We start from the raw sequence: 14452 nt of genomic DNA, 5'->3' as shown, positions 1-14452 counted from the left end.
TCTCACGGATCATATTTCTCACTTGTCATCGCCGGTATTATGTATATACATTATTGGCGAAGAAGGGCGGTACCTATGGACGGAAACGAAAACCCAAATCCTGCCAGAACCAGCCTCTGGCGCAATGCACGCCTTGCCACACTTCGTGAGGAGCTGGGCCCACTCGGGATCATCGAAGACGGCGTTATCGCCGTTCGCGGCGAGCGGATCGTCTATGCCGGTCCCGAAGCCGGTCTGCCTTCGGAGCTTGCTCGCGCCGACCAGGTCTTCGATTGCGAAGGCCGCTGGGTCACCCCGGCGCTGATCGACTGCCACACGCATATCGTCCATGGCGGCAACCGCGCCCGGGAGTTCCAGCTCCGCCTCGAAGGCGCGACCTATGAGGAGATCGCGCGTGCCGGAGGCGGCATCGCTTCGACCGTCGAGGCAACCAACGCCCTTTCCGTCGAGGCACTCGTGGAGGCCGCACTTCCACGGCTCGACACCCTTCTCGCCGAAGGCGTGTCCACCGTCGAGGTTAAGTCGGGCTACGGTCTCAACGTCGAGGCCGAACTCAAGATGCTGCGCGCCGCCCGCCGGCTGGAAAGCCTGCGCCCGGTGCGCATCGTCACCAGTTATCTCGCAGCCCATGCGACCCCGCCGGAATTTCGCGGACGCAACGGCGACTACATCGCCGAAGTCGTCCTGCCAGGCCTCACCGCAGCTCACGCCGAAGGGCTCGCCGACGCCGTCGACGGCTTCTGTGAAGGCATAGCCTTTTCGCCGGCGGAAATCGCTTCGGTCTTCGGCAGGGCGAAGTCGCTCGGCCTGCCCGTGAAGCTTCACGCCGAACAGCTTTCGGATCTCGGCGGCGCGAAGCTCGCTGCTTCCTACGGCGCTCTCTCGGCCGACCACCTCGAATATCTCGACGCTGCGGGAGCCGCCGCCATGGCGAAGGCCGGCACGGTCGCCGTCCTCCTGCCTGGGGCTTTCTACACCCTCCGGGAAAAGCAGCTTCCGCCTGTCGAAGCACTCCGAGAAGCTGGAACGCGCATCGCCATCGCTACCGATTGCAACCCCGGCACTTCGCCGCTGACCTCGCTGCTCCTCACCTTGAACATGTCCGCGACGCTTTTCCGCCTGACGCTGGAGGAATGCCTCGCAGGCGTTACCCGTGAGGCCGCCCGTGCGCTCGGGATCCTCGGAGAGACCGGCACGATCGAAGCCGGCAAGTCTGCGGATCTTGCCATCTGGAACATCGATCAACCGGCGGAATTGATCTACCGTATCGGTTTCAATCCCCTTCGGGAGCGGATCTTCAAGGGTGAAAGGATTCTCCGATGACCGTCATTCTCAGGCCCGGCTCCGTTCCGCTCAGTGACCTCGAAACGATCTACTGGACCGGCGCACCGGCGCGCCTCGATGCCGCCTTCGATGCCGGCATTGCCAAGGCCGCAGCGCGGATCGCCGAGATCGTGGCGGGCAATGCGCCGGTCTACGGCATCAACACGGGCTTCGGCAAACTGGCCTCGATCAAGATCGACAGCTCCGACGTGGCGACGTTGCAGCGCAATCTGATCCTCTCGCACTGCTGCGGCGTAGGCCAGCCGCTCACGGAAGACATCGTGCGCCTGATCATGGCGCTCAAGCTGATCTCGCTCGGCCGCGGCGCCTCCGGCGTTCGGCTGGAGCTCGTCCGGCTGATCGAAGCGATGCTGGACAAGGGCGTGATCCCGCTCATTCCCGAAAAAGGCTCGGTCGGCGCTTCCGGCGACCTGGCGCCCCTTGCCCATATGGCCGCCGTGATGATGGGTCATGGCGAAGCCTTCTTTGCCGGCGAACGCATGAAAGGCGACGCTGCATTGAAGGCGGCGGGGCTCTCGCCGGTAACGCTTGCCGCCAAGGAAGGCCTGGCGCTGATCAACGGCACGCAGGTCTCCACGGCTCTCGCCCTTGCCGGGCTCTTCCGCGCACACCGCGCCGGCCAGGCCGCCCTCATCACCGGCGCCCTTTCGACCGATGCGGCCATGGGCTCTTCCGCCCCCTTCCATCCGGATATTCACACGCTGCGCGGCCATAAGGGCCAGATCGACACGGCCGCCGCCTTACGGCAGCTGCTGACCGGCTCCCCAATTCGGCAGAGCCATATCGAGGGCGACGAGCGGGTTCAGGACCCCTATTGCATCCGCTGCCAGCCGCAGGTGGATGGCGCTTGCCTCGATCTCCTGCGCTCCGTCGCAGCCACGTTGACGATCGAAGCCAATGCCGTCACCGACAATCCGCTGGTGCTTTCGGACAATTCCGTCGTTTCCGGAGGCAACTTCCATGCCGAACCGGTCGCATTTGCCGCCGACCAGATCGCGCTCGCGGTGTGCGAAATCGGCGCCATTTCCCAGCGCCGCATCGCCCTTCTGGTCGACCCTGCGCTCAGCTACGGCCTGCCGGCCTTTCTGGCCAAGAAGCCGGGCCTCAACTCCGGACTGATGATCGCTGAGGTCACTTCGGCGGCGCTGATGTCGGAAAACAAGCAGCTCTCCCATCCGGCCTCCGTCGACTCGACGCCGACCTCGGCGAACCAGGAAGACCACGTGTCCATGGCCTGCCACGGTGCGCGCCGGCTTTTGCAGATGACGGAAAACCTCTTTTCGATCATCGGCATCGAGGCGCTCGCCGCGGTGCAGGGCATCGAGTTCCGCGCGCCGCTCACCACCAGCCCGGAACTTCAAAAGGCTGCCGCAGCCGTGCGCGGCGTCTCCTCGAGTATCGAGGAAGACCGCTACATGGCCGACGACCTCAAGGCCGCGGGCGATCTCGTCGCGTCGGGCCGATTGGCCGCCGCCGTCTCCGCGGGCATTCTTCCGAAACTGGAGAACTGACATGGCCGTCTTCGAAGTCAGGCAGGGCAGCTCGCCCGTCATCCTCGGCTTTCCGCACACGGGCACCGACGTGCCTGCCTCGATCCGGGAACGGCTCAACGACAATGGCCGCATCCTCGCCGATACGGACTGGCATATCCACGATCTCTACCAAGGTCTTCTGCCGGACGCGACCGCGGTTCGCGCGACCTTTCACCGCTACGTCATAGATGCCAATCGCGATCCTGCAGGCGTCAGCCTCTATCCCGGCCAGAACACAACCGGGCTCGTGCCCGAAACTGATTTCGATGGTCTGCCTATCTGGAAAGAAGGCGAAGGTCCGACGGAGGTCGACATAACAGAGCGCCTGCGCGATTTTCACGCGCCCTATCACGCGGCGCTCTCCGCAGAGATCGCCCGCGTCAAGGCGATCCATGGCGTCGTCGTGCTTTACGATTGCCATTCTATCCGCTCGCATATTCCCTTCCTCTTCGAAGGCCGGCTGCCGGACTTCAATATCGGCACCGATATGGGAAAGACCTGCGCCACTGAAATTGAACGGGCAGCCGCAGAAATCGCAGCCGGAGCAGAGTGTTACAGCCATATCCTCAATGGCCGTTTCAAGGGTGGGTGGACGACCCGTCACTATGGCCGCCCGGAACAGGGCGTGCACGCGATCCAGATGGAACTGGCGCAATCGACGCATCTGGCGACGGAAGCACCGCCCTTCGCTTTGGACAGGGCGAAAGCCGACAGGCTTCGCCGTCCGCTGAAAGCCATTCTGGAACGCATCGAAACAGTCGCTAAAGAGCTCAAAAGGACAGGGAGCGAGGCATGAACATGAACAATCCGCGCCACAATATTCGCGAAGTGCGCAGCCCGCGCGGCACCGAGATCAGCGCCAAGAGCTGGCTGACGGAAGCGCCGCTCCGCATGCTGATGAACAATCTCGACCCTGATGTCGCCGAAAATCCGCACGAGCTCGTCGTCTATGGCGGCATCGGCCGCGCAGCCCGCACCTGGGCCGATTTCGACCGCATCGTGGCGTCTCTGAAGGACCTCAACGAGGACGAGACCCTCCTCGTCCAGTCCGGCAAGCCGGTCGGCGTCTTCCGCACGCACAAGGATGCTCCGCGGGTGCTGATCGCCAACTCCAATCTCGTGCCGCACTGGGCGACCTGGGATCACTTCAACGAGCTGGATAAGAAGGGTCTTGCCATGTACGGCCAGATGACCGCCGGCTCGTGGATCTATATCGGCACGCAAGGCATCGTCCAGGGCACCTATGAGACCTTCGTGGAGGCCGGTCGTCAGCACTATGGCGGCAACCTGAAAGGCAAGTGGATCCTGACGGGCGGCCTCGGCGGCATGGGTGGAGCCCAGCCGCTCGCCGCCGTCATGGCCGGCGCCTGCTGCCTCGCCGTCGAATGCAATCCGGACTCGATCGATTTCCGCCTGCGCACGCGCTACCTCGATGAGAAGGCCGAGACGCTCGAAGAAGCCATGGAAATGATCGAGCGCTGGACGAAAGCCGGCGAGCCAAAATCGGTCGGCCTGTTGGGCAATGCAGCCGAGATACTCCCGGAAATGGTCCGTCGCGGCATCCGCCCCGATATGGTCACGGACCAGACCTCGGCGCACGATCCGATCAACGGCTATCTGCCGAAGGGCTGGACGATGGCCGAATGGAAGGCCAAGCGCGAGAGCGACCCGAAGGCGGTCGAGAAGGCCGCCCGCGCCTCGATGCGCGACCATGTCGAGGCGATGCTCGCCTTCTGGGATTCCGGCGTCCCGACCCTCGACTACGGCAACAACATCCGCCAGGTGGCCAAGGACGAAGGTCTCGAGCGCGCTTTCGATTTCCCCGGCTTCGTACCGGCCTATATCCGTCCGCTGTTCTGCAGGGGCATCGGCCCCTTCCGTTGGGCGGCGCTCTCCGGCGATCCGGAAGACATTTACAGGACTGACCGGAAGGTGAAGGAGCTGCTGCCGGACAACAAGCACCTGCACAACTGGCTCGACATGGCGCGCGAGCGCATCGCTTTCCAGGGCCTGCCTGCACGCATCTGCTGGGTCGGACTCGGCGATCGTCACCGCCTCGGCCTCGCCTTCAACGAAATGGTGCGCAGCGGCGAGCTGAAGGCGCCGATCGTGATCGGCCGCGACCATCTCGACTCCGGCTCAGTCGCCTCGCCGAACCGCGAGACCGAGGCGATGAAGGACGGCTCGGATGCGGTCTCCGACTGGCCGCTGCTGAACGCGCTCCTCAACACCGCCTCCGGTGCTACCTGGGTGTCACTGCACCACGGCGGCGGCGTCGGCATGGGCTTCTCGCAGCATTCCGGCATGGTGATCTGCTGCGACGGTACCGACGATGCGGCGCGCCGCATCGAGCGCGTCCTGTGGAACGACCCGGCAACGGGCGTCATGCGCCACGCCGATGCAGGCTATGACATTGCGGTAGACTGCGCTCGTGAAAAGGGCCTGCGCCTGCCGGGCATATTGGGGGAGTGATCTTAGTCGCTCAGTGAACACGGTCAGGACCGTACCCCTCCGCCCCAATCCCTGTGCTCGTCACAGGGATGAGAGCGGCGCCGCGTCTGCGGTGCGGAAGAGTCTTTTCAGCCCAAGGACTTGGGCTGGCTGGACTCCTGTGACAGGCACAGGAATGAGGGGTGGTTGAAGGTGAGGCCGGGCAGCCTCTGTCTTCTTCAGGACGCAGACGCTTTTCCTCGGCGGTCGCCATCCAGGAAAAGCAGCAGCAAGAGCCCGGCGATGCCTGCAAGGGAGCTTAGAAGCGCGGCTCCCGAATAGTCGCTGATGCGCGTTCCGAGCGCAAAAAGAGCGGCGCCGAATCCTGCCCCCAGGAAGACGTTCACCGAGATCAGCGAACTGCCCAGACCGGGCCGGTCCGCGATCAGTTCCTGCAGATAGGTGATCGGGATGCTGATCAGCGCCGCTGCGCCGAAAGCGCTGATGAGCGTCAACGCATAAATGTGCCAGCGCTCGGTCGAAAGCCCGAGCAGGGCCATGTTCAGGACATAGATTGCCGTGCCGAGCGCGAGCGCATCGATATGGCTGAGCCGGTACTGGATACGTCCCCAGACCACGATGAACACCACCTCCAGAAAAGCGACGATACCGACGATGATGCCGATGTCGCTCACCTTGCCGCCGGCTGCACCGGTGACGATCAGCGGCAGCACCGCCGCAGTGACGTGCAGCATTGACGAGATCAGGGCGATGGCGAGAAGCCGTGCCAGAACGCGCAGCGATAATATCTCGCCGAAGGACGCGAGAAACGAGAGGCGTTTGCCCAAAGCACCGTCCACGCTCGCCTTTTCCGGCAGCAGCCGCAAGACGAGCACGAAATTGGCGAGACAGCCGAGGCTTGCCAGAAGATAGGCCGGCAGCATGCTGCCGCGCGCCGACAGCACCAATCCGACCAGTCCGGGAACCAATACCCAGGAGAGCGATATGGCCGCACGAATGCCGGAATTGACTGCAGCCGCATGCCTGCCGCCCATCTCTTTCGCAGCCGTGCGGACATAGGCGAAGAGCAGCGGATTGAGTGCGCCGTGAACGGGCAACAGCATGAGGGCCGCAAGTACGAAGCTCCCCTTAGTCGGCAGCAGATAAACCGCCCCGTAACCGACAACCCCGCAGAGAATGACCGCCAGCATCAGTGTCCGGTAATTGCCGACGCGGTCGGCGACGATGCCGATCGTCACGCTGACCGCAACATTGACCAGTGCCGCTGCGAAGATCAGCGCCGAATAGAACCCGTCGCTCAATCCCAGTTCGGTGATGCCGACGACCGATTGGTAGGGCGACGTCGCGGCCCCCGAAAAACCGAACAGGACGATGGCGATCATGCTCGTCCGGATGACCGGATTGCGCATGGCGATCAACAGCGGGGAAGACATGAGGGGGCAAAGTCCGCGGAAGGGGAACGTCTTGACGAAACCCGCCCGGAGACTCGGGGGCGGGTCTACAATCTCAGGTCCAGCGAGCGGACAGGCTGGCGCTGGGGTGAAACTCGAAATCGCGGTCGAAGGGGAAGATCGGCCGCTGCCGGTGCAGGCTTTCCAGCTTCTCGATATCCTGATTGACGACGCCGTTCGTCAGCGCCATCAGGTTCGGATTGGCGATCGGCGCAAGCTCCGGCGAGAGGTAACCGGACTTGACGACGAGCAGCCGCGCGGTCCCCGGGTGGAGACCGAGGCGGGCAAAGTCCTCGATGTTATGATAGGGGCGGCGTCGCGCCGACAACACGACCACTATGCCTCCGACCTGAACCACCGCCTGCCGCTCGGCAACCGGTCCCGGATCATCCAGATGCACCACTTTGGCCTCGACCTCTGCGGACGGGCTCGACGGGTCGAGACTGCCGCCGATCCGCAACGTCAGCGTTCCGCCCGCGCCGGTCACGAAACAGGCTTCGACGGCCGGCCGATCGGCAATGCCGGCGATCAACGCATCGCGCCAGCCGCGCTCGAGAAGCGCGATCAACACATCCGCCCGGTCGCCGACGCCGCCACCCGTGGGGTTGTCGCCGGAATCGGCAAGGATTACGGGCGCCGTGGTCGCCCGCTCGGCGATGCCGAGCATGTCGGCCAGCGATCCGGTGAGCGATCCGAAATGAAAGTTGTCCCTTTGCTGCCAGTAGTTTGCAGCGATTTCCTCAGCCGCCTTCGAGGCGGCGCCCTTGTCCGAGCCAGTGACGACGGAGCAGGCGGTCGCTCTCGGCTCGTCGGCCCAGACGTAGCCCACCATCAGATTGGCGTCGAGGATGCCGGGCCGCTTGTCGAATTCAGGCAGGACGCGATAGAGGCTCGCCGCCGGCTCGCCCTCCGTCGAAGTGCGTTCTCCGGGAAGGAGAAGCGGCACCCGTGCCCAGGCGACACCGGGCCGCTTGCCGGAACGAAGCGCCTCCACCAGCATCGACCATGCCCGAACCATGGTCTCGCGCGTATCGATATGCGGCGCGGTCCGGTAGGCCGCAAAGATATCGATCTGATCGATGATCCGCTGACTGACATTGCCATGGAGATCGTAGCTGACGGCAAGCGGGCAATCGGGGCCGATGACGGCGCGGGCGGCGGTGATCCAGTCGCCCTCGGCGTCGTCCATCCCGTCGACCTTGATCGCGCCGTGCATGGCGAGATAGAGCCCGTCGAGAGGGAGCGCGGCTTTCAGCCGCGCCAGGAACTCGGTCTTGAAGGCGTCATAGGCCGGGCGCGAAACGGGGCCGCCGGGGATGGCCCGCGCATGCAGGAGCGGAAGGTGGTTTATCCCTTCGGCGCTCAGGAAGCCGAAATAATCAGACCGCAAGAGGTCCTCTCCCCTCAGCACCCGGAAATCTTCGACCGTCATCAATACGGGCGAATAGGTGCTGCATTCCGTATGGATTCCACCGACGGCGACACGCATGGCTCAACTCACAGAATGGGACTCAAGGGCGCGATCGCGGCAAAGCGCAGCCAATCCTTCTTGTCCTTCGGGGTCCAGGCCGCCTCGGCGATTGCCGGCAGCCGGGGAAAGACGAGGCGGTTGAAATAACCGCGTGACAGGAAATGCTCGGACCAGATGCAGGCCTGGACTCCCTTCATCCGGCTCTTCAGCTCTTCCGGGAACTCTCCTTCCGCCTCATAGGCATAGGTGTGCGCCGGCGCCGCCGTGCCGGCCCAGCTCGCGCCGGGCTCCTGCCACGCATCCGCCTGGGCCATGTCGAGATAATAGGCCTGACCCGGGGTCATCACGACGTCGTAGCCTTCGCGCGCAAGCTCGATGCCGACTTTCGGGTTCTCCCAGGCCATCAGCAGCGTGCCCTCGGTTCCAACGCCGCCGCCATGCGCGACCTCGTTCCAGCCAACGAGTTTGCGCCCGCGCGCCGTCAGCATCTGTTTCACCTTCTTGAGGAAATAGGACTGCAGCGCGAAGGTGCCGGAAATCCCTTCCTGCTCCATGAGCTTTCGCGCCAGCGGTGACGCGAGCCATGAGCCGTCGGCCACCTCGTCCCCGCCGACATGGATATACCGGCTGGGAAAGAGCTCGACCATTTCGTCGAACACCTTCTCTAGGAATTCATAGGTGAGCGGGATGGCCGGGTTCAGGGCATTGTTCGGATAGCCCTGGACCGAGTGGTAGCTTTCCGGCGCCTCCTGGCCATCGGAGAGTTCGGGAAGCGCCACGAGCGCGGCAGTGCTGTGGCCGGGTATGTCGATCTCCGGGACGACTTCGATGCTGAGCGCCGCAGCATGCGCGACGATCGCCTTCACGTCCGCGTGGCTGTAGAAGCCGCCGACCGGTTCGGCGCCGTTGCCGAGTTGAGGCAGCATAGGCTCGTCCGGGCCGCGCATGACGCCGAGCGTCGTCAGCGTCGGATAGGCCTTGATCTCCAGCCGCCAGGCTTCGTCGTCGGTCAGGTGCCAGTGGAAGATGTTGAGCTTGAACCAGGCGAGAATATCGATGAGCCGCACGATGTCGGCCGTCGGGTAGAATTGCCGCGAGACATCGAGGTGACAGCCGCGCCAGCCATAGCGTGGCCGGTCCGCGATTTCGCCGGAGGCGGGAAACCTGAAATCGCCTCCGTGGTTTCGCGCGCCGTCGATCAACTGCGCGAGCGTCGTCAGGGCATATTGCCTGCCGGCCGCCGCTCCATAATCAAGCCGGATCTCCCGATCGGAAAAGGCAAGCCTGTAGGCTTCGCCTTCGAGCTCCGCTTTTTTCTTGAAGACGATCGGCAGCCCTTGCGGGGACGGCGCAAGACTGAAGGGAGCGTGTCCGGCCGAAAACAGCCGATGGAATAGAGCGAGGACGTTGGAGACGGCATCGACCTCGTCCGCATTGCTTTCCGCTGCGGGATAGAGGACGTCCGGTACCGCTTCTCCAGGCGCCGCGTCGATCTCGGCAGGCCAGGGCTGCAGCGCGAAAGGAAGCTCGAGCCGGCCTTTGGGAAGACATACCGGCGGCAGCTCGCTCACGGCGCCTTCGAGACGAAGGTCGGAGACCGCCACGGGAACATGACTGCCATCGGCGAGCGTCAGATAGGCCGATTTTGCCCCGTCGGTGCAATGCTTCGCCTCGCGGTGCAGACCATTGACGGTGAACGTCCAGTGTTCGCCATGGGCGAGCGTCAGTCCTTCGGGCGGCGCGAATTCATGGAAATTGGCGTTGCGGCGCAGGAAAACCGCGTTTTCGCAAGCGGCCCCTTCAATGACGCGGGTGAGCGAGGTGTAGACCAGCCGGAAGGCGCTGAGCGGCCCGCCCGATAGATTGAAGAGGCTGAAGGTGAAGCGCCCGAACGGACCGCCATCCGGTTGCCAGGCAGATTCGAGGCGATAGAGAACCGGCAGCATGAACATCCTCCCAAGGTGGAATTGTCAGTAATGGATCGATTGCGAGAAGGTCCGCGCGACTTCCGCCTGTCCGGCGGTCAGCCCGCAGTCGACCGGCAGGCAGATGCCGGAGATGGCTCCGGCGGCGGGGCTGGCAAGGAAATGCACCGCTTCGGCGACGTCCTTCGGGTCGACGATACGCTGCAGGGGATACCAGCGCTTCGCCTCCTCGAAGACCTGCGGATTGGCGGCTGCGCGTGCCTCCCAGGCCTGCGTGCGCACCGTGGCCGGCGCCACCGCATTCGCGCGGATGCCGAACTTGCCGTATTCGACGGCGATCAGTCGCGTCAGGTGCAGAAGGCCCGCCTTGGCGGCGCTATAGGCCGGATGGCCGAAAACATTCATGCCGTTCACCGAGGCGATGTTGACGACCGAGCCCCGGCTCTCTTTCAGCATTTCTTCGACAGCCCGGAAACAGAGAAAGGCCGCTTCGAGGTTGAGTGCATTGTCCATGCGCCAAATGTCCTGCGTGGTGTCGTGCAGGCTGACCGCGCGGGCGGCACCCGCATTGTTCACGAGGGTGCGCACGGTGCCGACGGAGGCGGCAGCCTGCGCCATTGCGGCCACGCTTGCGACGTCCGTCACATCGCAGGGGACGGCCAGGAAGCGCTCCGTTCCGCCGAGTTCACGCGCCGTCCTCTCCGCCGCCTCAGTGTTGATGTCGGCTACGAGAACGGTGTCGTGTCCGTCGCCCAGGCGCGCGGCGATAGCGCGGCCGATGTCGCCGGCAGCTCCTGTGACGATCGCTACGGATTTCGGCATCGGCGTTCCTTCTGGCACGTCAGTCTCCGAGAAGCTGTCGGTCGTCGCCATCCCTGTGCACCACCAGCTGCTGCTTGATGCGCCTGAGCGTCACCGTCGCCTGCGGCTGGACGCGGTAGGCGACGAGGCTCGCGACGATATCGAGCAGTGCGATGTAGGCGATACGGGTGGAGGTCGGACGATAGATGTTGTTTCCTTCCGGCAGGTCGACCGGCACGGTGATATCGGCGGCCTGCGCGACCGGACTGCCGCTCTGGGTAAGCGCGATCGTCGGCACCTTGGCCTCGCGCGCAAGCGTGAAGGCGCGCACGATCTCCGCATTGCGTCCCGAAAAGGAGGAGCCGACAATAACGTCGGCCGGCCGTGCGGCCGCCGCCATCATCATCTGCATGCTGTGATCGGAACTTGCGGTGATGCGCAATCCCAGGCGGAAGAGACGGTTCTGGAACTCCCCGGCGATCATCGAGGAGTTGCCTCCGGAACCGAAGGCATAGATCATTTCCGCTTGCGCAAGCCGGTCGGCTGCCCGCTCGATCGCTACAAGGTCGAGCGAACGGTGCAGCAGGAAGAGCGCATTCTGCGCCTTGGTGATGATATCCTGTGCCACATCCCCGGGCTCCTGGCTCTTCGGCTCGGGCTTCAGGTAGCGCATGCCGACATAGGGTGTGCGTGCCAGCTGCACCTTGAAATCGGAAAAGCTCTCGCAGCCGAGGCGCCGGCAGAAGCGCGTGACCGTCGGCGGCGAAACGTCGGCCTTGCCGGCAAGCTCAATGATCGAAGCGTTCACCGCAAACTCGAAATCGTTGAGCAGGATATCGGCGATGCGGTTCTCCGATTGGGATAACCGCCCCCTCTCCTCCTGCAGTGTCGCGAAAATATCCATCGAACGGCGCCCTTCCCCCTTCAGGCGTCCTTCGGCTTATAGGCGACGCAATCGATCTCCACCTTGCAATCGACCATCATGGAGGACTGTACGCAGGCGCGCGCCGGCGGATGAGCTCCGAAATAATCCTGATAGATCCGGTTGAAGCTCCAGAAATCGCGCGGATCGTCCAGCCAGACGCCAACTCTCACCACGTGCTCGACACCGTAGCCGGCCTCTTTCAAGATGGCCAGAAGATTGCCGATCGCCTTGTGCGTCTGGGCGACGATGTTGCCGCCGATGATCTCGCCGTTTTCCATCGCGACCTGACCGGAGACGTGAAGCCAGCCGCCCGCCTCCACGGCACGTGCGAAAGGCAATGTTTTTCCGCCTGCGCCCACCTGTTCGGCACCATAGCGCTTGATCGACATCGAGGACCCGTTCTGCAAATTATTTTCTTTATCCGTTGACAAATGACCATAGAACACGGAATTTGGCCAGTGAAAATCGACATTTATGAAAAGAATTTCAATACCGGGCAAAAATGCATGCGGAATCCCTTCCAGAATCCGTTTCCAGAAAGCGACACGGCGCGCCATTCCATATGGGAGATGTTGGTTAGCCGCGATATCGACGCGTTCCTGGCCGCCGACTGGTCGATGGTAGCCGACGATTTCGTCGAGGAGAGCTTCATCGGCATCGACGGACGGCGGGAGACGAACCCGGACAAATGGCGGCTCACCTTTCCCTCGCTCGCCGTCTATCGCGACGAATGGCTGCGCCAGGCGCGGGACTTCGCCGGGCAGTCCTTTGCCGAGGATCCGCGGGAAGCGATCTTCACCACCACGACCCTGGAAGACATCGAGGTCGACGGAGAGCTTGCCCTTGCGCGCAAGAAATTCGACGGCGGGCTGAAGAAAGCGGACGGCACGTTCGACGTGATGAAGTGGCAGACGGTTTACTATTGCCGCCTCCACCGGGGCCGGTGGAAAATCTGCGGCTTCACCGGCTATCTCCCCAATCCGATGGGGTTGAACTGAGTTGACGGACAAGGCGAAGCCATTGCGCATCTTCACGGCGGCGCTCGCGACCGAGACGAACACCTTTTCTCCTATCTGCATAGACAGGCGCGCATTCGAGGCATCGCTTTATGCTCCGCCCGGAAAGCACCCCGAAACGCCGACGCTCTGCACCGCGCCGATCACCGTCGGCCGCCGCGTGACCGCGCAAAAAGGCTGGGAACTGATCGAAGGCACCGCAGCCTGGGCGGATCCTGCCGGTCTCGTCAATCGCCAGACCTATGAGGATCTGCGTGACGAAATTCTCGGCCAATTGCGTTCCGCCCTGCCCGTCGATGCCGTCGTTCTGGGCCTGCATGGGGCAATGGTCGCCGACGGCTGCGAGGATACCGAAGGCGACCTGCTTCAGCGCGTGCGCGAAATCGTAGGTGCGGACGTGCTCGTCTGCGCCGAACTCGACCCGCACAGCCACCTCACCGCAAGGAGAGCGGCGGCCGCGGATTTCTTCGTCTTCTTCAAGGAGTTCCCGCACACCGATTTCGTCGAACGCGCCGAAGACCTCTGGCGGATCGCGATCGATACGCTCGAGGGCCGCGTAACGCCGGTGATGTCCATTTTCGACTGCCGGATGATAGACGTCTTCCCCACCTCGCGCGACCCCATGCGCAGCTTCGTGGACAAGCTGATGCAGATCGAGCGGGACGATGCCGATGTGCTGTCATTGTCCGTCGTGCATGGATTCATGGCCGGCGACGTTGCGGAAATGGGCACCAAGATGCTGGTCGTCACCAACGGCAAGGCGGAGAAAGGCGAGGCTCTCGCCCGTGAGCTGGGTCTCGAGCTCTTCTCCCGCCGCGGCACGTATCGCATGCCGGAGATCGACGAACGCCAGGCAGTGGCACAGGCGCTGGCGGCTCCGGCCGGTCCCGTGGTGATTGCCGATATGTGGGATAATCCAGGCGGCGGCACGGCGGGCGATGCGACGGTCGTGTTGGAGGAACTCATTGCGAGGAACGCGACCGACACGGCGATCGGCACGATCTGGGATCCCATGGCCGTGCAGATCTGCATGGCGGCCGGCGAAGACGCCGAGATCCCCTTGCGCTTCGGCGCGAAATCCGGGCCCGGCACGGGGCGGCCGATCGATGGCATCGTCAAGGTCGTCAAGCTGGTGCGCAATGCGGAAATGCGCTTCGGAGAGAGCTTCGCCCCCTTCGGCGACGCCGTTCATATCCGCTTGCATGGCATCGACATCATCCTGAACACGACGCGCGCCCAGAGCTTCGACCCGAGCCTTTTCTCGGTGATGGGCATCGATCCCACGTCGAAAAAGATCCTCGTGATCAAATCCACGAACCACTTCTTCGCGTCATTCTCCAAGATCGCGTCCGAGATCCTCTATTGCTCTGCCGGGACGCCCTACCCCAACGACCCGGCGCGGACTCCCTATCGGCGCGCAAGGCGCGACATCTGGCCGATGACGACCGACCCGCACGGGTTGGCGGGAGGCTTGTGAACCTCCTAGGCGCGCTCGCCGGCTGAACCAAGCGAGCCGACAAGTCGGAACTTTCCGAG

General features: G+C 63.6%; 12 protein-coding genes. 6 read left to right on the top strand and 6 right to left on the bottom strand.

Annotation, left to right across the window (positions count from 1 at the left end; all coding sequences use genetic code 11):
- The first annotated feature begins 75 nt into the window (after positions 1-75).
- The 4 genes from hutI to hutU are packed head-to-tail and all read left to right on the top strand — an operon-like array spanning position 76 to position 5348.
- Positions 76-1323 carry an imidazolonepropionase gene (hutI, locus tag M1D43_RS21285; protein WP_014527217.1) on the top strand — a complete coding sequence of 416 codons (1248 nt, stop codon included), beginning with the start codon at positions 76-78 and terminating at the stop codon, positions 1321-1323.
- Positions 1320-2855, top strand: a complete 1536-nt coding sequence (gene hutH, locus M1D43_RS21280) for a histidine ammonia-lyase (RefSeq protein WP_010975687.1) — start codon at positions 1320-1322, stop codon at positions 2853-2855. Before hutI ends, hutH begins: the two co-directional genes overlap by 4 nt.
- A 1-nt stretch (position 2856) precedes the next feature.
- A complete protein-coding gene (gene hutG, locus M1D43_RS21275) occupies positions 2857-3672 on the top strand; it encodes an N-formylglutamate deformylase (RefSeq protein ID WP_010975686.1) in 816 nt (271 codons plus the stop codon).
- Between the two features lie 2 nt (positions 3673-3674).
- Complete coding sequence (gene hutU / locus M1D43_RS21270) at positions 3675-5348, top strand: urocanate hydratase (protein WP_033043727.1); 1674 nt, start codon at positions 3675-3677, stop codon at positions 5346-5348.
- Between the two features lie 197 nt (positions 5349-5545).
- Here hutU and M1D43_RS21265 read toward each other — a convergent pair whose 3' ends face one another.
- The 6 genes from M1D43_RS21265 to M1D43_RS21240 all read right to left on the bottom strand — a co-directional run bounded on the left by M1D43_RS21265 (position 5546) and on the right by M1D43_RS21240 (position 12289).
- Complete coding sequence (locus M1D43_RS21265) at positions 5546-6760, bottom strand: MFS transporter (protein ID WP_014527219.1); 1215 nt, start codon at positions 6758-6760, stop codon at positions 5546-5548.
- Positions 6761-6833: 73 nt separating this feature from the next.
- Complete coding sequence (locus M1D43_RS21260; protein WP_010975683.1) at positions 6834-8267, bottom strand: M81 family metallopeptidase; 1434 nt, start codon at positions 8265-8267, stop codon at positions 6834-6836.
- A gap of 8 nt (positions 8268-8275) precedes the next feature.
- Positions 8276-10195: a beta-N-acetylhexosaminidase gene (locus M1D43_RS21255; RefSeq protein ID WP_014527221.1), complete on the bottom strand. Its 1920-nt coding sequence runs from the start codon at positions 10193-10195 to the stop codon at positions 8276-8278.
- Between the two features lie 24 nt (positions 10196-10219).
- Entirely contained in the window at positions 10220-10996 is a 777-nt protein-coding gene (locus M1D43_RS21250; RefSeq protein ID WP_010975681.1) for an SDR family oxidoreductase, read from the bottom strand.
- A 19-nt stretch (positions 10997-11015) separates the two neighbouring features.
- Positions 11016-11879: a MurR/RpiR family transcriptional regulator gene (locus M1D43_RS21245; RefSeq protein WP_014527222.1), complete on the bottom strand. Its 864-nt coding sequence runs from the start codon at positions 11877-11879 to the stop codon at positions 11016-11018.
- Positions 11880-11899: 20 nt separating this feature from the next.
- The gene (locus tag M1D43_RS21240) at positions 11900-12289 is read right to left on the bottom strand and encodes a RidA family protein (RefSeq protein ID WP_010975679.1); all 390 of its coding nucleotides are present in this window, start codon (positions 12287-12289) and stop codon (positions 11900-11902) included.
- A gap of 117 nt (positions 12290-12406) precedes the next feature.
- Here M1D43_RS21240 and M1D43_RS21235 point away from each other — a divergent pair, with 117 nt between their 5' ends.
- Together M1D43_RS21235 and M1D43_RS21230 are read left to right on the top strand one after the other, a co-directional pair.
- On the top strand, positions 12407-12898 hold the full coding sequence (locus tag M1D43_RS21235; RefSeq protein WP_033044300.1) for a hypothetical protein: 492 nt from the start codon (positions 12407-12409) through the stop codon (positions 12896-12898).
- Positions 12899-12920: 22 nt separating this feature from the next.
- Entirely contained in the window at positions 12921-14393 is a 1473-nt protein-coding gene (locus tag M1D43_RS21230) for a M81 family metallopeptidase (RefSeq protein ID WP_014527224.1), read from the top strand.
- The last annotated feature ends 59 nt before the right edge of the window (positions 14394-14452 follow it).

The organism is Ensifer sp. R1-3 (genome assembly GCF_056739175.1).
This window is presented reverse-complemented; position numbering and strand designations above follow the sequence as displayed.

Coding starts and splice junctions, on each gene's coding strand:
- hutI (WP_014527217.1), top strand. CDS start 76: ATGGACGGAAACGAAAACCCAAATCCTGCCAGAACCAGCCTCTGGCGC.
- hutH (WP_010975687.1), top strand. CDS start 1,320: ATGACCGTCATTCTCAGGCCCGGCTCCGTTCCGCTCAGTGACCTCGAA.
- hutG (WP_010975686.1), top strand. CDS start 2,857: ATGGCCGTCTTCGAAGTCAGGCAGGGCAGCTCGCCCGTCATCCTCGGC.
- hutU (WP_033043727.1), top strand. CDS start 3,675: ATGAACAATCCGCGCCACAATATTCGCGAAGTGCGCAGCCCGCGCGGC.
- M1D43_RS21265 (WP_014527219.1), bottom strand. CDS start 6,760: ATGTCTTCCCCGCTGTTGATCGCCATGCGCAATCCGGTCATCCGGACG.
- M1D43_RS21260 (WP_010975683.1), bottom strand. CDS start 8,267: ATGCGTGTCGCCGTCGGTGGAATCCATACGGAATGCAGCACCTATTCG.
- M1D43_RS21255 (WP_014527221.1), bottom strand. CDS start 10,195: ATGCTGCCGGTTCTCTATCGCCTCGAATCTGCCTGGCAACCGGATGGC.
- M1D43_RS21250 (WP_010975681.1), bottom strand. CDS start 10,996: ATGCCGAAATCCGTAGCGATCGTCACAGGAGCTGCCGGCGACATCGGC.
- M1D43_RS21245 (WP_014527222.1), bottom strand. CDS start 11,879: ATGGATATTTTCGCGACACTGCAGGAGGAGAGGGGGCGGTTATCCCAA.
- M1D43_RS21240 (WP_010975679.1), bottom strand. CDS start 12,289: ATGTCGATCAAGCGCTATGGTGCCGAACAGGTGGGCGCAGGCGGAAAA.
- M1D43_RS21235 (WP_033044300.1), top strand. CDS start 12,407: ATGCGGAATCCCTTCCAGAATCCGTTTCCAGAAAGCGACACGGCGCGC.